At 73.5% G+C, this 16,922-nt stretch carries 14 protein-coding genes and 1 pseudogene; 6 read left to right on the plus strand and 9 right to left on the minus strand.

Annotated features, from left to right (window positions below; genetic code table 11):
• Positions 1–40 precede the first annotated feature (40 nt).
• Both ACI790_RS09445 and ACI790_RS09450 read right to left on the minus strand, forming a co-directional pair.
• Positions 41–826 (minus strand): CPBP family intramembrane glutamic endopeptidase, encoded by a 786-nt coding sequence (locus ACI790_RS09445; protein ID WP_456569525.1) that lies wholly within the window; start codon positions 824–826, stop codon positions 41–43.
• Positions 799–1,740 carry an NAD(P)H-binding protein gene (locus ACI790_RS09450; protein ID WP_456569526.1) on the minus strand — a complete coding sequence of 314 codons (942 nt, stop codon included), beginning with the start codon at positions 1,738–1,740 and terminating at the stop codon, positions 799–801. Before ACI790_RS09450 ends, ACI790_RS09445 begins: the two co-directional genes overlap by 28 nt.
• Positions 1,741–1,858: 118 nt before the next feature.
• On the opposite strand from ACI790_RS09450, the gene ACI790_RS09455 reads away from it, so the two are divergent.
• Entirely contained in the window at positions 1,859–2,260 is a 402-nt protein-coding gene (locus tag ACI790_RS09455) for an aldehyde dehydrogenase family protein (protein ID WP_456569527.1), read from the plus strand.
• A gap of 24 nt (positions 2,261–2,284) precedes the next feature.
• Here ACI790_RS09455 and ACI790_RS09460 read toward each other — a convergent pair whose 3' ends face one another.
• The 4 genes from ACI790_RS09460 to ACI790_RS09475 all read right to left on the minus strand — a co-directional run bounded on the left by ACI790_RS09460 (position 2,285) and on the right by ACI790_RS09475 (position 7,407).
• Positions 2,285–3,100 (minus strand): FAD binding domain-containing protein, encoded by an 816-nt coding sequence (locus ACI790_RS09460; protein ID WP_456569528.1) that lies wholly within the window; start codon positions 3,098–3,100, stop codon positions 2,285–2,287.
• A gap of 70 nt (positions 3,101–3,170) precedes the next feature.
• Positions 3,171–3,674: a (2Fe-2S)-binding protein gene (locus ACI790_RS09465; RefSeq protein WP_456569529.1), complete on the minus strand. Its 504-nt coding sequence runs from the start codon at positions 3,672–3,674 to the stop codon at positions 3,171–3,173.
• Positions 3,674–5,953: a xanthine dehydrogenase family protein molybdopterin-binding subunit gene (locus ACI790_RS09470; RefSeq protein ID WP_456569530.1), complete on the minus strand. Its 2,280-nt coding sequence runs from the start codon at positions 5,951–5,953 to the stop codon at positions 3,674–3,676. The genes ACI790_RS09465 and ACI790_RS09470 overlap by 1 nt, the downstream gene beginning before the upstream one ends.
• A 188-nt stretch (positions 5,954–6,141) precedes the next feature.
• A complete protein-coding gene (locus tag ACI790_RS09475; protein ID WP_456569531.1) occupies positions 6,142–7,407 on the minus strand; it encodes a cryptochrome/photolyase family protein in 1,266 nt (421 codons plus the stop codon).
• A gap of 95 nt (positions 7,408–7,502) precedes the next feature.
• Between ACI790_RS09475 and ACI790_RS09480 the strand changes: the two genes are divergently transcribed.
• Both ACI790_RS09480 and glsA read left to right on the plus strand, forming a co-directional pair.
• Positions 7,503–8,120, plus strand: a complete 618-nt coding sequence (locus tag ACI790_RS09480) for a hypothetical protein (protein WP_456569532.1) — start codon at positions 7,503–7,505, stop codon at positions 8,118–8,120.
• 151 nt (positions 8,121–8,271) lie between these two features.
• Positions 8,272–9,210 (plus strand): glutaminase A, encoded by a 939-nt coding sequence (gene glsA / locus ACI790_RS09485; protein ID WP_456569533.1) that lies wholly within the window; start codon positions 8,272–8,274, stop codon positions 9,208–9,210.
• 67 nt (positions 9,211–9,277) lie between these two features.
• Here glsA and ACI790_RS09490 read toward each other — a convergent pair whose 3' ends face one another.
• A complete protein-coding gene (locus ACI790_RS09490) occupies positions 9,278–10,186 on the minus strand; it encodes an NAD-dependent epimerase/dehydratase family protein (protein WP_456569534.1) in 909 nt (302 codons plus the stop codon).
• 328 nt (positions 10,187–10,514) lie between these two features.
• Here ACI790_RS09490 and ACI790_RS09495 point away from each other — a divergent pair.
• Positions 10,515–12,601, plus strand: a pseudogene (locus tag ACI790_RS09495) (cation:proton antiporter).
• Here the strand turns inward: ACI790_RS09495 and ACI790_RS09500 are convergent.
• On the minus strand, positions 12,502–13,404 hold the full coding sequence (locus ACI790_RS09500) for a sugar phosphate isomerase/epimerase family protein (protein WP_456569535.1): 903 nt from the start codon (positions 13,402–13,404) through the stop codon (positions 12,502–12,504). The pseudogene ACI790_RS09495 and the gene ACI790_RS09500 overlap by 100 nt on opposite strands.
• Positions 13,405–14,106: 702 nt before the next feature.
• Between ACI790_RS09500 and ACI790_RS09505 the strand changes: the two genes are divergently transcribed.
• Positions 14,107–14,823 carry a hypothetical protein gene (locus ACI790_RS09505; RefSeq protein ID WP_456569536.1) on the plus strand — a complete coding sequence of 239 codons (717 nt, stop codon included), beginning with the start codon at positions 14,107–14,109 and terminating at the stop codon, positions 14,821–14,823.
• A gap of 48 nt (positions 14,824–14,871) precedes the next feature.
• Here ACI790_RS09505 and ACI790_RS09510 read toward each other — a convergent pair whose 3' ends face one another.
• Positions 14,872–15,177 carry a muconolactone Delta-isomerase family protein gene (locus ACI790_RS09510; protein ID WP_456569537.1) on the minus strand — a complete coding sequence of 102 codons (306 nt, stop codon included), beginning with the start codon at positions 15,175–15,177 and terminating at the stop codon, positions 14,872–14,874.
• Positions 15,178–15,391: 214 nt separating this feature from the next.
• Here ACI790_RS09510 and ACI790_RS09515 point away from each other — a divergent pair, with 214 nt between their 5' ends.
• Entirely contained in the window at positions 15,392–16,906 is a 1,515-nt protein-coding gene (locus ACI790_RS09515) for a flavin-containing monooxygenase (protein ID WP_456569538.1), read from the plus strand.
• The last annotated feature ends 16 nt before the right edge of the window (positions 16,907–16,922 follow it).

The raw sequence follows: 16,922 nt of genomic DNA on the forward strand, positions 1-16,922 counted from the left end.
CCGGCGAGCCGGCCGGGCACCCGGCCGACGACGTCCGCGCTCAGCCGGACGACGGCGACCGCTCCTCCGCGAGGCGGTCGGCGAACAGCGGCGGCAGGTAGCGCAGCATCAGGGTCGACCACACCACGTGGGTGAGCATCGGCGCCTGGATTCCTCCGGTGATCCTGCGCTGCACCGCGAAGAGCAGGCCCATCGGGACGCTCGCCAGCACGAGCGCCGGGTTGCGGGTGGCCGTGGTGGCCAGGCCGTACACCGCGGTCGACGCCAGCACCGGCCGGTCCGCGCCCGCCGCCGCGTAGAGCGCGCCGCGGAAGAAGACCTCCTCGGCCACGCCGTTGGCCAGCGTGGTGGTGAGCACCAGTGGGTTCGACCCCTGGTCGGCGTAGCGGAGCACCGAGCCGATCGCCCGCTCCATCACCGGGATCCGCCGGGCGACCAGCGCCGCGGCGTAGAAGGCCCCGAAGGCGCCGACCCCCGAGACGACCGGCGTGAGCACCGGCCGGCGCAGCCGGTCCCCGGGCCCGAACATCCGTCCCAGGTGCAACGGCCCGGACGCCAGCCCCCCGACCACCCAGGTGCCGGCAACCCCGAGCGTCAGCCCGTAGAACCGTGGCGAGCCCGGCGGCGTCGACAGCGACACGCCCAGCAGAGACGCACCGGTCACCGCGACGGCGCCGGTGACCCGCCGGCGGCGGCGGAAGGCCGCGTCGCTCTCCCAGTGGTCGCGCGGGACGCTCCGCAGCAGCGGCCCGGCCGCCCGCTCGATCCTCGCCCGCAGCCCCCGGAGCGCGCCGCGGGTCACCGCCGCGCTCCGCGGCTCAGCCATCCGCCGCGCCGCTCCCCGACCTGCTGCCGGCGTTCCCGCGCCCGCTCGACGAGGGCGGTCATGACCATCTCGTCGTAGCCCATGGGCTCGAACGGGACGACCGAGCGGATGGCGTCGTCGGTGACGATGACCTCGATGGCCATCGAGTCGATCAGCGAGCGGCCGGTGGCGACGTCCACGTCGGTGACCAGGGCCAGCCAGCGCGAGGACAGCTGCGGGCTGAGCAGCGGCACGGGGACGACGAACAGGTGCCGGTTCTGGAGGTGGGCCACCCGGGTGAGCATCTGCAGGTAGCTGAGCACCTCCGGTCCGCCCACCTCGAACACCCGCCCCGCGGCCTGCGGTGCGTCGAGGACGCCCACCAGGTACCGGACGACGTCGGCGACCGCGATGGGCTGGGTCCGTGTGCTGACCCACCGGGGAGTGACCATGGCGGGCAGATGGGCCACCAGTTGGCGGGTCATCTCCCACGACACCCCGCCGTGGCCCACCACGATCCCCGCGCGCAGCACCGTCACCGGCAGACCGGTGCCGCCCAGGAGCCGCTCGACCTCGCGGCGGCTGCGCAGGTGCCGCGACAGCCGGTCGTCGTCCCGGCCGAGGCCGCCGAGGTAGACGATCCGGCCGACCCCCGCCGCGGCGGCAGCCCGGGCGAAGGCGCGCGCCGCGTCGGCGTCCTTGCGCTCGAAGTCCCGGTCGCCCAGGGAGTGCACGAGGTAGTAGGCGACCTCGCAGCCCTCGAGCGCCGCCCGCAACGATGCCTCGTCGCCGACGTCGCCCGACACGGGCGTGCCGGCCCGCCGGTAGCTCTCCGGGCGTCGGGTCATCGCCCGGACGTCGTGGCCCGCCTCGTCCAGCGCGGTGGCCAGCCGGCTGCCCACGAACCCCGACGCGCCCGTGACCAGGATCCTCACCGGCCCAGGGTGGCCCGGGGAAGCGGCGGGCGCGACCCGGACGCCGCCGAGGGACCGACGGGCTCCAGCCGCGCTGCACCGCCCGGCGGCCAGGGATGACACGATCGCCGGCGCCCGGGTGGTGGCCGGTGGCGAGCGGGTGCAGGTCGACGGGCTCGGTGGCACGACCTTCTACGCACCGACGCTGTTGGCCGACGTGACGCCGGAGATGCTCATCTCCCGCGAGGAGACCTTCGGCCCCATCGCCGCGGTCACCCCGTTCGACGACGAGGACGAGGTCGTCGCCCGGGCGAGCGACGCCGAGTACGGCCTCGCCGCGTACGTGTACACCAACGACCTGTCGACGGCGATCCGGGTCACCGAGAAGCTGCGCTTCGGGATGGTCGGGATCAACGACATCAACCCCACGTCCGCCGCCGCTCCGTTCGGCGGGGTCAAGGCCAGCGGGCTGGGCCGCGAGGGCGGGTACGAGGGCATCGACGAGTACCTCGACACCAAGCTCGTCGGCATCTCGATCTAGTCACCGCTCCCGGCCGCGGCGCGCTCAGGCCGCGGCGGCCCGCTCCAGGGCGCGTCTCGTGAGGAGCCGGGCCAGGTGCCGCCGGTACTCGGCGTCGGCGTGCATGTCGGCCCCTGGCGACGTCCCCTGGTCGGCGAGCTCGGCGGCCTCGGCGATCGATGCCCCGCCGGCGAGCGCCTCCTCGGTCGCCGTCGCGCGGAGCACGGTGCCCGCCATGTTGGCCAGCGCCACCCGTCCGTCGACCGCGGCCGCTGCCACGATCGGCCAGTCGTTCTCCCGCCGGGTGAACTTCTCGTAGGCCCATCCGGTGGAGCCGGTGCGCGGCACCCTCAGCTCGACGACCATCTCGTCGGGCGACATGGCCGTCTCGAAGAAGCCGGTCCAGAAGTCGGTCAGCGGCACCTCGCGGCGTCCACCGGGACCCTGCAGGACCACGGTGCCACCGAGGGCGAGCAGGGCGGTGGGCAGGTCGGACGCCGGGTCGCTGTGCGCCGTGGTGCCCCCGATCGTGCCGCGGTGCCGGACCTGCGGGTCGCCCACCCGGCCGGCGACGTGCGGCAGGATCGGCACCTCGGCCCGGGCGACGTCGTCGCGCTCCAGCTCGAAGTGGCGGGTGCACGCCCCGATCGCCACCTCGTCGCCCTCGACCCGCACGTAGGACAGGTCGGCGATCTGGCCGATGTCGATCAGCACGCTCGGGACGGCCAGCCGCAGCTTCATGAGCGGCAGCAGCGAGTGGCCACCGGCGAGCAGCTTGGCGTCCTCACCGTGCTCGGCCAGGGCGGCCAGCGCCTCGTCCACCGAGCGGACCTTCACGTAGTCGAACGACGACGGGATCACTCCCCCACCTCCTTGCTGCTCGGCGAGCCCTGAACCCGGGATGCTGCGCTCATCGACGTCGCGGACCCGGTCATGCCTGCGCCTCCTGGGCCTGCGGGACCTGGCCGGCGACCGGACCGGCCTGTGCTGCCACTCGGACGGCGCGGACGATGTTGTGGTAGCCGGTGCAGCGGCAGAGGTTGCCCTCCAGCCCCTCCCGGACCTCCCGGTCAGTGGGGTCGGGGTTGTCGGCCAGCACGCCGACGGCGGCCATCACCATGCCGGAGGTGCAGAAGCCGCACTGCAGCCCGTGCTCGGCCCGGAACGCCGCCTGCACGGGGTGCAGCTCGCCGTCCGGACCGGCCAGCCCCTCCAGGGTCGTGACCTGGGCCCCGTCGGTCTGGGCGGCCAGCACGGTGCAGCTCTTCACCGACAGCCCGTCGACGATGACGGTGCAGGCCCCGCAGGACGTGGTGTCGCAGCCGATGTTGGTGGCTGTCAGCCCGCAGGTCTCCCGGAGGTAGTGCGCGAGGAGCAACCGCGGCTCGACCTCGTCGGTGCGCTGCCTGCCGTTGACGGTGATCGAGACCTGCATCAGTTGCCTCCCTGCTGCGCCTGCTGGATCGCCCGGAACACCCGCATGGGGGTGGTGGGCATGTCGATGTGCCGGACGCCGAGATGGGCCACGGCGTCGATGACGGCGTTCTGCACCGCCGGGGTGGCGCCGATGGTTCCCGCTTCGCCGATGCCCTTGGCCCCCAGCGGGTTCATCGGCGTCGGAGTGGCCATGTCGACCAGCTCGAAGCTGGGCAGCTCGGTGGCCGAGATGAAGGGGTAGTCGGCCAGCGTCGAGGTGGTCGGGTTGCCGTCCTCGTCGTAGAGCACCTCCTCCAGCAGCGCCTGGGCGACGCCCTGGGCGTAGCCGCCGTGCCGCTGGCCCTCCGCGAGCAGCGGGTTGAGGATCGTGCCGGCGTCGTCGACGGCGATCAGCCGCGTGACCTCGGCCTTGCCGGACTCGACGTCCACCTCGGCCACCACCACGTGGGCTCCGAAGGGGAACGTCGGGGCGGCGGCGGTGAACCTCGTCTGCACCAGCAACTGCTCGTCGGCGGCCAGCTCGGCGAAGGTGACCACCGCCCCCGGGGTGCCCCGGACGGCGAGCCCGGCGAGGCCCAGGTCGACGACGAGGTCCGCGGGATCGACTTCCAGCTTCTGCGCGGCCCGCGCCCGGGCCAGGTCGATCAGCTCTCCGGCTGCCTGGTGCACCGCCGCCCCGCCCTGCTGCAGGCTGCGGGAGCCCATGGTGCCGCCGCCCTGCGGGACCCGGTCGGTGTCGCCGTGCACCACGGTGATCTTCTCGACGGGGATGCCGAGCTGGTCGCTGGCGATCATCGCCCACGCGGTGGCGTGCCCCTGGCCGTGCGGCGAGGTGCCGGTGAGGACCGTGGCCGTGCCGTCCGGGTGGACCTCGAGCCCGGCGGCCTCCCCCGTGCCGGCACCGTTGTCGGCCCCGGTGATCTCCACGTAGACCGACATCCCGATGCCCAGCTGGCGCACGTCGCCGCGCTCGCGCCGCCGGGCCTGCTCGGCCCGCAGCTCGGCGTAGCCGGCCGCCTCCAGCGCCTTGTCCAGGGCCACGACGTAGTCGCCGTTGTCGTAGACCGCCCCCATCGGCGTGGTGTGCGGCTCGCTGAAGGCCGGCAGCAGGTTCTTCCGGCGCACCTCGGCGGGGTCCATCCCGATCTCGGCGGCGAACCGGTCGACCGCCCGCTCCAGGGCCGCCGTCGCCTCGGGCCGCCCGGCGCCCCGGTAGGCGCCGATGGAGGTCGTCGTGGTCGCCAGAGCGCGCGCCTGGGCGTGGACCCGCGGGAAGCCGTAGACCCCCGGGGCCATCAGCATGGTGAACCTCGGCAGGGCCGTGCCGATTCGCGGATAGGCGCCGCAGTCCTGCTCCGCCACCAGGCTGTAGGCCTCGATGGTGCCGTCCCGGCGCCCGCCGATGGTGACCACCTGGTCCTGGGCCCGCCCGTGCAGCATGCCGATCAGGTTCTCCGACCGGCTCTCCGACCAGCGGACGGGCCGGCCGACGTGCCGGGCCATCCAGGCGACGAGGGCGTACTCCGGATCGGCACCGATCTTGGCCCCGAAACCGCCGCCGACGTCGGGGGTGATCAGGTGGATCAGGTCCGGGTCCATCTTCAGCCAGTCACCGAACTGACCCCGGGCCTGCTGGGCGCCCTGGTTGGTGCACCAGACGGTGACCCGGCCGTCGTCGCCCCAGGCGGCCGCGGCGGCCCGTGCTTCCAGCGGTACCGGGGCCACCCGCTGGTTGACCATCGGCTGGGTGACGACGACCTCGCAGCCGTCGAAGAAGTCCGCCGGCGCCGGTCCGCCGAAGCTGGCCATCACGTTGGTGCCCGCCTCGGGGAAGAGCAGCACCTCGTCCTTGGCCGCCTCGGCCGTGCCGATCACCGCGGGCAGCGGGTCGATGTCGACGGCGACCAGCTCGGCGGCGTCCTCGCCCTGATAGCGCTCCTCGGTGAGCACGACGGCGATCGGGTCGCCGACGAACCGGACCCGGTCCGACGCGAGCCACGGGCGCGTCATGGCCGGGTTGACGAAGGGGAACGGCGGTGGCAGCGGGATGAGGTCGGCGACGTCCTGCGCCGTCACGACCGCCACCACCCCGGGCGCCTCGAGGGCCGCGGAGGTGTCGACCGACAGCAACCGGCCGTGCGCGACGGTGGACCGCACGAACGTGGCATGGAGCGCTCCGGCGAGCCGCTCGTCGACGAGGTCATCGGTGTAGATCGCGCCCCGGGTGAGGAAGAGCGGATCCTCGGTGCGGACCACCCGGGTCCCCAGAATGCTCATGCGCCAGCCTTCCGTCGTCGCCAACGAGGACACTCAACCAGATCCTGTGGCGGTGACCACACATCTCGCGCCCGATGGAACACGGTCGGTCATGGAGGATGTCCCGCCAGTACGTGACACGGCTCGCGCCGTCGGGATGCCGCGGGCGACCGGAAGGCGGCCCGACACGCGCCACGGCCGCCGACCGGCTACGGCAGGTCCGTGCCGCGAAGCCGCTCCTGCTCGACCACCGCGGGAAGGTCCGCGAGCCGGTCGAGGCCCTGCAGCGGCCGCCGCATGCGGTGGTTGCCGGCCAGCCGGTCGCGGGTCCGGTCGAGGAAGGCCCAGTAGCCCGCGGTGTAGGGGCAGGCGTCCTCGCCGAGCCGCTTCTCCGGGTCGTAGCGGCAGCCGCCGCAGTAGTCGCTCATCCGGTCGATGTAGGCGCCGCCGGACGCGTAGGGCTTGGTGGCGAGCACCCCGCCGTCGGCGTGCAGGCTCATCTCGATGACGTTGGCGACCATCACCCACTCGTAGCCGTCCACGAAACTCTCGTGGAACCAGTCGGCCATCGCCGAGGGATCGATGCCGCGCTGCAGCGCGTAGTTGCCGAGCACCATCAGGCGCGGGATGTGGTGCACCCAGCCGTCCCGGCGCAGGTCGCCCAGGACGTCGGAGAGGCAGGCGGCGTCGACCGCGGTGTCGTCGAGGCCGGCCAGCCAGTCCGGCACCTCGCGGTGGGCGGCCAGGAAGTTCCGCTGCCGGAAGTCGCGGCCGAGGTGCCAGTACATGTGCCAGATGTAATCGCGCCAGCCCATGACCTGCCGGACGAAGCCCTCGACGCTGTTGAGCGGCAGCGGGTCGCCGTCGGCGACGGAGTCGCGGTAGCGCTGCTCGGCCCGGCCGACGACGTCGAGCGGGTCGAGCAGCCCGAGGTTGAGCGCGGGCGACAGCAGGGAGTGGGCCAGCCACCGCGACTCGCGCAACATCGCGTCCTCGTGCGGCCCGAACGCACCGAGGCGGGTGTCCAGGAAGTCGCCCAGCCGGCGCAGCGCCTCCCGGCGGGTCACCGGGAACAGCCGCGGACCGTCGTCCCCGACGAAGGACACGTCGCCGGCGGCCGCCCAGCGGTCCAGGTCGGCGCGCACCTCCGCGTCGATCTCGTCCTCCTCCGGCCACCACGCGGCGGGCGCCGGCGAGCGACCGTCGGCGGGCGGCGGCTGCCGGTTCTCGTCGTCGAGGTTCCAGCGGCCACCGACCGGGTGCGCGCCGTCCATGAGGACGTCGTGGCGCCGTCGGGCGTCGCGGTAGAAGTCCTCCATGAGCAGGCGCTGCCGCCCCCGGCCGGCAGCCCACGCCGCGAAGTCGGCCCGGGAGTTCACGAACCCGCGCGCGGAAGCCCGCGAGCTACGGGTTGCCGGGCCTCGGCGATTCCGGCGCGACAGCGCAGCGACGCCCCGGCTGAGCTCGTCCGACACCGGCCCTGCGCAGCAGGGCGTTGTCAGACGCCGGGAGGCCGGAGCACCATCTCGCTGCGGGGGTCACACGAACCACGTCTCACCCGGAGACACTCATGAAGCAGACCTCGAGCACGACATCCGCCGAGACAGAGGGACAGGCCCGGGCGCAGACGCTCGGGACGCTGACGATGGTGGCCGGAGCCCTGTTCGCTCTCGGCGCTCTGGTCAGCATGGCCGTCGAATGGGCCTGGCTCGCCATCCTCATCGGATTCCTCCTGCTGATCTACGTCGTCCCGCAACTGCACCGTGTGCAGTCGCCGGCCGATGGCTGGGCCGGCAGGGCGGGCAGCCTGCTGGTGGCTGCGGGCGCCGGGCTGGTCGTCGCCTTGGGCGCCGTCTTCCTCGTCCTGGAAGCAGTCGGCGATCCCGGCGAGCCCGCGTGGGCCGACGTGCTGTGGATGATCGGCTTCTTCGCATTCCTCATCGGCATCGTGCTCTTCGCTGTCGGCAGCGCCATCGGGAAGGTGCTCCCTCCCGGCGCCCCGTTGCTCATGCTCATCGGTCTCGTCGCCGCGGTAGCGATCGACATGGCCACCGGTGCCTTCTTCGAGGACGACGCGAGCACCACGGAATGGGGCTTCTACATCGGCGTCCCGTTGTTCGGGCTGGGCCTGGCATGGATGGGCTACGCCCTGAGGGACGCCTCGCCGAGGCCCCAGTCGGCGAACTGACCGACGTCGGGGGCCTGGCGGGTGCCGGTCCGGCAGACGGATTCCGCGGAGCTACCGGTCACGCCTGGCGCTGAGTGCCACGTGCCATCGGACAGCGCGCGCGTGTCCGCGCCGGGCCGACGGGTAGCGGGGGTGGATGCCGTCCGCGCCCGTGCCTCCCTCCGCCCCCGACGAGACCGTCGAGCTCGAGGCGGTGCTCGCCGAGGTCGCCGACCGATCGCGGCACCTCGCCGAGGAGGGCGAGGTCGAGGAGCAGCCCGAGGAGCTGCCCTCGGCCAAGTCCGCCCACTTCGCCCTGGCGCTCGCGGAGCTGGACGGGACGGAGCACGTGACCGGCGACGCCGATGTCGGCTTCGCGGTCCAGAGCGTGGTGAAGGTCTTCGCGCTCACGGCCGCCCTCCAGCTGGTGGGCGAGGACCTGTTCGACCGGGTGGGCCGCGAGCCGTCCGGCGACCCGTTCAACTCGCTGATCCAGCTCGAGCACGAGAAGGGGGTGCCGCGGAACCCGTTCATCAACGCCGGGGCACTGGTCATCTGCGACGTCCTGCTGGACGCAGCGGACGACCCGTTCGGCGCCGTCGCCGGCCTCCTCGGAGACCTGGTCGGCGAGGAGGCGGCGGTGAACAACACCGCGCTGGAGGCCGAGCGGGAGGGCAGTTCCCTCAACCGCGCCATGGGTCATCTGATGAGCTCGTTCGGGAATGTGCACCACCCCGTCGACGACGTCGTGGAGCTCTACGTCCGCCTCTGCTCCCTCACGGTCACCACGCGCACGCTGGCCCGCGCCGCCCGCTTCCTCGCCAACGACGGGGTCAACCCGCGGACCGGCGCGCCGGTGCTCTCCGAGCCCCTCGCCCGCCGGGTCAACGCGCTGATGCTGACCTGCGGCACCTACGACGCCGCGGGCCAGTTCGCCTACGACCTGGGGTTCCCGTGCAAGAGCGGGGTCGCCGGAGCGGTCATGGGCGACGTGACCGGGCGCTTCGGCGTGTGCGCGTGGTCGCCGCCGCTGGACGAAAAGGGCAACTCGCGAGCGGGACGGGCCGCGCTGCACCTGCTGTCGGAACGGCTCGACCTGTCGCTGCTGTGACCAACGGCGTCAGGCGCGTGCGGTGCGCGCCCGACGCCGCCTGCTCCCCCGGAAGACCTCGGGACCGTCAGGTACGCGCCGTCAGGCCCCGCCGCAGCTCGTCCATGGCCTGCGCGAGGCTGACCCGCGGCGCCCAGCCCCACGCCCGCGCGCGGTCGGTGCGGAGCTGCCCGGTCCAGGCCGGCTCGTCGGTCCACTCGGGCGCGACGCCGAGCGCGTCGGTCACCGTTCCGAGGTAGTCGCCCCAGGTCGCGGGCTCCCCCGCCACGATGACCGGCGTCGTGCTCCCGGCCACCGGACCCCGCTGCGGGTCGTCGGCGGTCGCGACGGCGCCCGTGGCGACGTCCGCGATCAAGGTCGCCAGGTCGTCGACGTGCACCCAGGGCCAGGTCTGCGCCGGATTGGCCCGGCGCTCCCCGTTCCGGACGGCCTGCGGTCGCAGCGTGTTCCAGACCGACGTGTCGCCGGCCCCCAGGATCGCCGGCGGGCGGACCAGCACGGTCGTGAGCCCGCCGATCTGCGCCAGCGCGGCGTCGGTGGCGTTCTTGGTGTCGGGGTAGTCGCCACTGCCCTCGGGGAGGAGAGCACCGTCCTCGGCCACGTCGCCGGTGCCGGCCGAGCGGTCGTAGACCCCGGCCGTGGACACGTGCACCAGCCGGGCGACGCCGGCGTCCCGGGCGGCCCGGGCGAGGACCGGTGTCCCCTCGGCGCCCACCCGGTGCTGCACCTCCCGGGGCGAGCCCATCGGGTGGACCGTCGTGACGACCGCGTCCGCGCCCCGGGTGACCGTCCGGGCGAAGTCCTCGTCGGCGAAGTCGCCGACGTGCTCGCTGACCCCGTCGAGCTCGGGCGCGCTGCCGGCGCGGCGGACGACGGCGCGCACCTGCGCCGACCGCTCGGCGAGGGCCCGGCACACCGCGGTGCCCACCAAGCCGTTCGCACCGGTCACCACGACGACGGGAGAGGAAGTGGCCATGCCGCCCACCCTGCCAGCGACCGCACGATGGCGCCCGCTGCGCGGGACCGCGCGGCGGCGGGGCGCTCCGGGGACCACCCGGCCGTGGGCAGGTCCGGGCGCTCGTCCGCGCCGACGCGTTGCGCTCCCAGTCCCTGGTGGAGACACCGGAATCCCGTACGAACCGGTGACGGGAATGCCGCCGCGGCGGCGCGGTGGGACGGTTGCGCCGGTGACGTGCCGCACCCGTCCCTGAGGCCCAGGAGCGTCGGTGGAGCTGCCGCGACTGCTGCTGGAGATGTCCGCGCTGCTCACGGTCGCCGTGCTGATGGGGCTGGTGGCCCGCCGGATGCGGGTGCCGCTGAGCGTCGTCCTCGTGGTGGTCGGCTTCCTGGCCGCCGCCGTGGGCCTCACGCCGGAGATGGGCCGGCTCGAGGGTGAGGCTTTCGAGGAGGTGGTGGTGGTCTTCATCTTCCTGCCGGTGCTGGTGTTCGCGGCCGCGCTGGGTATCGACCTGCGCGCCTTCGTCCGGAACCTCGGCGCCATCGTGGCCCTGGCGACCGTCGCCTTCCTCGAGTCCGCGGTGGTGGTAGGGCTGACCCTGCACTGGCTGCTCGGCACGGCGCTGGCGGTGGCCTTCCTCTTCGGCGCGTTGATCTCGGCCACCGCCCCGGTCGCCGTGGTGGCGGTGTTCCGGGAGGTCGGCGTCCCGCGCCGGCTCCTGGCGCTCGTGGAGGGGAGAGCCTGCTCAACGACGGTGTCGCGATCGTGCTCTTCGCGATCCTCGTCGAGGCGGCGACGGGCGGATCGGTGGGCGTTGCCGCCGGCGTCGTCGACTTCGTCGTCGTCTTCGGCGGCGGGGCGGTGACCGGCATCGTCCTCGGCCTGGCCGCTGCCGCCGTCCTGCCCTGGCTCGGCCGGCTGCCGGCAGCCGGGTTGTCGGTGGCGGCGGCCTACGGCTCCTTCGTCCTGGCCGACGCCGTCCTCGGGTTCCCCGGGGTCATGGTCACCGCGGCAGCCGGGATGGCGCTGGCGGGTCTCGCGCCCAGCCGCGCCTCCGCCGAGGTGCGCGAGATGTGGGAGGAGCTGTGGGAGGCGCTGGACTACGTCGCCAACGCGCTGCTGTTCCTCCTCATCGGCCTGGTCATCGGCCCGGCGCAGCTGCTCGACCACCTCGGCCCGATCGCGCTGGCCGCCGTCGTCGTTCTGGTCGCGCGCGCAGTGGCCGTGGTGCCGCTGGTCTGGCTGCTCGAACGGCTGGCCCACATCCCGCGGCTGGGCTGGCGCAACGAGGCCGTCCTCGTCTGGGGCGGGCTCCGCGGCGGCGTCGCGCTGGCGCTGGCGCTGGCCCTGCCGGAGGAACTGGCCGAGCGGGAGCTCCTCGTCGCCCTGACCGGCGGAGTGGTGCTGGCCACGCTCGTGCTCAACGCCACGTCCATCCGGTGGCTGGTGTCCCGGCTGGGCCTGGACCGGCCCAGCCGCGTGGACCGCTACCTCGTGGCGACCGCCCGCGTCTCGGCCATCGAGGCCGCGCGCAAGGAGATGGACGAGCTCGGGCTGGACCCCGATCCGCGGACCAGCGCCGACCTGGAGAGCCGCGAGCAGGCGGCGCACGAGGAGATGGCCGACCTGCAGGTGGCGGACGAGGAGGAGTACCGCATCATGGTCGGCCGGGGCCTGCACGTCGAACGCCGCACCTACCAGCGGCTCAGCGACGAGGGCCTCCTCCCCCCTGCCGTCACCCGGACGCTGCTGCACGAGGTGGACGACGAGATCGACGACTTGTCGCTGCATGCCGCGGGCCACCGGCTGGGCGCGACCCGCCGGGCTCCGTCCGGCCGCCTGGAGCGGGTCAGCCGGCGGGTGGCAGGCCTGCTCCCCGAACCGGCGGGGAGCGATCCCGACGAGCTCACCTACGCCGAGGCGACGGCCCGTCGGCTGGCGGCCCGCCGCACGGCGGACGCCCTCGAGCTCTTCGACGACCTACCGGCCATCCGGCGGGACACCGTCGCGCACGCGCGACGCACCTTCGCCGAGTGGGAGCAGCAGGCCGTCGCGGAGCTGGACGAGCTGGACACCCGCTCCGGGGAGGACGCCCGGGCCCTCCGCGTCCGGCAGGTGCACAGCCTCGCCACGGCGGCCTCCAGCCGGGAGCTCGTCGAGCTTGGTGGAGACCGGGCTGCTCCCCGAGCAGGTCCTGACCTCGACCGGAACGGCGCAGAGCGACCATCCCCGCTGACGGGTCCGTGTCCGGGAGGGTGGCGGGTCGGTCGAGCACGGGAGGAGGCGGCCCCGGGATCCGGGACCGCCTCCTCGGGCGCGCGATGTGCCGTGCGTCAGTGCGACGAGCAGGTGAGGTGGGCGAAGCCCTCCTGCGCCGCCTCGAACGGGTCGTACGACGGGTCCCCGAAGCGGGGGTCGTGCTCGACGACGTAGTACCGGGTGCTGCCGCCGGCCGCCCGGAAGATCGAGGAGAAGTCGATGTCCCCGCGCCCGACGATCTCGATCCGCCGGTCCAGCGCCTCGTTGAGATCCTTGACGTGGAAGAGCCGGATCCGGTTGCCGTACTGCTGGATGAGCTCGATCGGGTCGGCGCCGGCGAAGACCGCCCAGTACAGGTCGAGCTGCGACACGACGTGCCGCCGCTCGGTGTGCTGCATCAGGATGTCGAAAGCGGTGCGGTCACCGAACGTGGTCTCGAACTCCCAGTTGTGGTTGTGGACCATGAGCCACTGGCCGGCCCGGCGGGCCTGCGCACCGACCATGTCCAGGTACTCCGCGTAGGCGGTCCACTCCGCCTCGGTCGTGAGCTGCGGCGTGCCACCGGAGCCGAAGTACTTGACGCCCAGAACCCGGTTCTCCGCGAGGATCTGCCCGATGTCCGCCGGCTCGGCGTGCGTGCCGACGTCGACGTGCCGGCCCGAGGCCTTGAGCCCGTGCTCCCTGAGCAGCTCGGCGTACCGCTCGGCGGTGAACCCGCTCAGGGTGAACGGCTCGACGTTCCGGTAGCCCATCTCGCTGAGGCGGCGCAGCACCTCCACGTGGCGCGCCTGGGCGGCCGCGTCGGTGCCGAAGCCGATGTACTCGGCGAAGGTCCACAGCTGGATGGACACCGCCCTCGCCGGCACGGGCCGGTCGACGCAGTCGGAACTCCCCTTCCCCTCGGTGGTGGCCGGGGCTGCGCTCGCCGTGCCGACGAGCCCGAGGAACAGCACTGATGACAGGGCAGCGAACAACACGGCCCGCAGCGTGCGGCGCAGGCTTCTCGCCAGCTTCATGGGTTCCCCTCGAGTGGTGTGGCGGCGCGCGTCGTCCCACGCAGATCGCGGCATCGCCGTGCCGCGCGCCGCCACCGGCCGCACAGGCGTGCGGCGGCAGCAGCCCGCTCACCCGCGCTGAAATGCGAGCCAGGCCACAGAAGTTAGCAAGGGTTCCGCCCGTCCGGAAGCCGACGGTTCGTCGCCGACGGACACCCGTTGCGTAGCGGTCGATGACGGCGGTGGCGACCTTGTCCCTGTCGAAGGCGTTGACGTCGTCGAGGTCCGGCACGAGGTTGTCCGGAACGGGCCGCTGGCGCGTGAAGTCCTCGGCCGGAGCGCCCGGGGGCGGGCCGACCGGGGTGCTCCCGTGGATGGTCCGCGTGCCGGCGGTGTGCGTCACGGTTCGCCCTTCCTGCCCGGGCCCGCTCGTGGCTGCTGTGCACCGCGACGACGGGTCGCGGCTGCTCCGTGGTCCGGACGCCGGTGACGGCTCTCGGGGCCGATCGCATCCCGGCGGGTCGGACGGTCGTTCGTTCCGGTGCAGCGGTCGAGGGGCCGGCCCGCGCCCCGGGACCTCCCTCCGTGCGCGACTCCGCAGGACCGGGCGACGGCTCGGGAACCGCCGGACCGGGTGGCGACGTTCTCGAGGAAGCCGGCACACCGCCCTGGACGAGGAGCCCCATGACCACGCCGCTGCCGACCGGTTCCGCCGGCGCCCTGGACCTGCGGGCCGACGACGAGCTGTCGGTGCTGTTCTCGCTGGATCCCACGGTGCTCGCCGTCCTCGGTGGGGTGCTCGTCACGCTGCTGCTCATCGCCGCGCTCGCCGGGTGGCTGGTCCTCCGGCGGGTACGGCGCAGCCCGCTGGTGGCCCGGAGCCGGGAGCTCGCCGCGCGCGGCCGGGAACTGGGCATGCAGGGCGCCACCGCCGTCGCCGCGCGCCGGCTGCCGCCCGGGCAGCGGCGCACCTGCGCGGAGCTCCAGCTCGAGATCGCCCGCGCCCGTGATCGGCTGCGCCGCCAGGTGGCCGGCGCGCAGGCCGCCGGCGCGCACCTCGGTGAGGTACCGGACCTGCTGCCGTCGCTGGACGCCGAGGGCCGGCGGCTCGAGCAGCGCCTGCTGCAGTTCACGCTGGTTCCCGACCCGGACGACCGGGCCGCCCCGGAGCCGGCAGCCCGGGCCTACCTGGACACGGTCGCCGACGTCTGCGACGCGGTGCGCCAGGCGGAACAGGTGGCCGCGGCGGCCGGCACGCCGGTCACCGACGTCGCCGGCGCGGTCACCGCGCTGCGCGCGCACACCACCGCCTACCAGGAGCTCACCGCCCCGCCGGTCGCGCCTCCGCTGCCCTCGGTCCCGTCGCCGGAGGGGCCGGTGCGGCAGAGGACGCAGGGCTGATCGAACAGCCGGTGCGAGCCGCTGATCCGCGCACCGCAGGCTCCGGGATCAGGACTGCCAGCGCGCGCGCACGTCCTCGGCGAAGGCCGCGTACTCCCGGACCGGGAGGACCTCCTCGAGCGTGAGGTGGTGGCTCATCGGCAGGGCGCCCATCACGATCTGGTCCAGCTGGTCGTGCGACTCGACCTCCACGATGCCGATGACCCGGCGCTGCCCGGCGACCTTGTACAGGCTCTTGATGACGCCCGCCTCCATCGCACCGAGCGCCGCCTGGGTCTCCCGCTCCCACTCGTCCCAGAACTCGTCGCGGTCGAGCCGGGTGTGTTCGACGCGGAAGCTGACGTGGAACAGCATCGGGGCGCTCCTGGGGTCCGGCGGCGCCCGGGCCGGCGCCGCTGCAGTCGGGAACGGCCGACAGCGTGCCCGCACGTCGTCCGCCGGACAAGGCGTCGGAGCACCGAGCCGCCGGGCGAGCCGCTCGCGGGCACCGGTGCGGGGGGGGTGCGCGGACGCCGCCGACCTGGGTACGGTTGTGACCTCAGTCACAACGGCGTGTGGAGGTCGGACCATGACCGCGACCGAGCAGCGAACCGCCCCGGACCAGCGCAGCGACCCGTCCCGCCCGCAGCACGTCGATGTCCTCATCGTCGGGGCCGGCGTCTCGGGCATCGGCGCCGCCCACCACCTGCAGGAGCGCTTCCCCGAGAAGTCCTTCGTGCTCCTCGACGCGCAGGACAACCACGGCGGCACGTGGTGGACCCACCGGTACCCGGGCGTGCGGTCCGACAGCGACCTGTTCACCTACGGCTACCGGTTCAAGCCCTGGCGCGGCCCCTCCATCGCGGCGGGCGGGGAGATCCTGAACTACCTCGACGAGGTCATCGCCGAGGACGACCTGGCGCAGCACATCCGCTACCTGCACAAGGTGACCGCGGCCAGCTGGTCGACCGAGGACCGGCGGTGGACGGTGCAGGTCACCCGCACCGACACCGGGGAGGACCTGGAGTTCACCACCGACTTCCTGTGGATGTGCCAGGGCTACTACAACCACACCGAGCCCTACCAGCCCAGCTGGGAGGGCATGGACCGGTTCGAGGGCCGGGTCGTCCACCCCCAGAACTGGCCCGACGACCTCGACCTCACCGGGAAGCGCGTCGTCGTCATCGGCTCCGGCTCCACCGCAGCCACGCTCATCCCCGCCATCGCCCCGCAGGCGGCGCACGTGACCATGCTGCAGCGCTCGCCGTCGTACTTCCTGGCCCCGCCGCTCACGCACGAGCTCGCCATCACGCTGCGGCAGCTGGACATCCCGGAGGACTGGACCCACGAGATCCTCCGCCGCGCCTACACCGCCCAGTTCAACGAGCTGGCCCGGCTGGCGCACGAGGCGCCGGACGAGCTGCACACGTTCCTCATGGAGTCGATGAAGCCGCTGCTCCCGGAGGGCTTCGACGTCGAGAAGCACTTCACCCCGCGCTACCGCCCGTGGCAGCAGCGCATCGCGATCGTCCCGGAGGGCGACCTGTTCGCGGCGCTCCGGGAGGGGAAGGCCTCGATCGTCACCGACACCATCGAGACGTTCACCGAGAAGGGGATCCGGGTCAGCTCCGGGGAGGAGCTCGAGGCCGACGTCGTCGTCACCGCCACGGGCTTCAACCTCTCGGTGTTCGGCGACGTGGCCTTCACCGTGGACGGCGAGCCGGTGGACTTCACCGAACGCGTCACGTGGCGCGGCCTGATGATCACCGGCGTCCCCAACATGGCCTACGTCTTCGGCTACTTCCGGCACAGCTGGACGCTGCGCGTGGACCTCGTCAGCGATCTGGTGATCCGGTTGATGGAGAAGATGCGGCTCGAGGACGCGACCATGGTCGTCCCGGCCCTGCGGGACGAGGACGCCGGCATGCAGCTGCGCCCGTGGTCGGACCCGGAGAACTTCAACGCCGGCTACGTCCTGCGCTCGCAGCACGTGCTGTTCAAGCAGGGCGACCGCGAACCGTGGACGCACATGCTGGAGCACGCCGCGGAGATGGAGAGCCTTCCCAAGGCCGACCTCGACGACGGGTCGCTCCTCTTCCGGTGACGCCGTTCCGCAGTAC

The organism is Blastococcus sp. SYSU DS0539, from assembly GCF_054050855.1.

Bases quoted from the DNA above. Each gene is read 5' to 3' on its own strand.
- ACI790_RS09445 (WP_456569525.1), bottom strand. From the start codon at position 826: ATGGCTGAGCCGCGGAGCGCGGCGGTGACCCGCGGCGCGCTCCGGGGG.
- ACI790_RS09465 (WP_456569529.1), bottom strand. From the start codon at position 3,674: ATGCAGGTCTCGATCACCGTCAACGGCAGGCAGCGCACCGACGAGGTC.
- ACI790_RS09470 (WP_456569530.1), bottom strand. From the start codon at position 5,953: ATGAGCATTCTGGGGACCCGGGTGGTCCGCACCGAGGATCCGCTCTTC.
- ACI790_RS09480 (WP_456569532.1), top strand. From the start codon at position 7,503: ATGAAGCAGACCTCGAGCACGACATCCGCCGAGACAGAGGGACAGGCC.
- ACI790_RS09490 (WP_456569534.1), bottom strand. From the start codon at position 10,186: ATGGCCACTTCCTCTCCCGTCGTCGTGGTGACCGGTGCGAACGGCTTG.
- ACI790_RS09505 (WP_456569536.1), top strand. From the start codon at position 14,107: ATGACCACGCCGCTGCCGACCGGTTCCGCCGGCGCCCTGGACCTGCGG.
- ACI790_RS09510 (WP_456569537.1), bottom strand. From the start codon at position 15,177: ATGCTGTTCCACGTCAGCTTCCGCGTCGAACACACCCGGCTCGACCGC.
- ACI790_RS09515 (WP_456569538.1), top strand. From the start codon at position 15,392: ATGACCGCGACCGAGCAGCGAACCGCCCCGGACCAGCGCAGCGACCCG.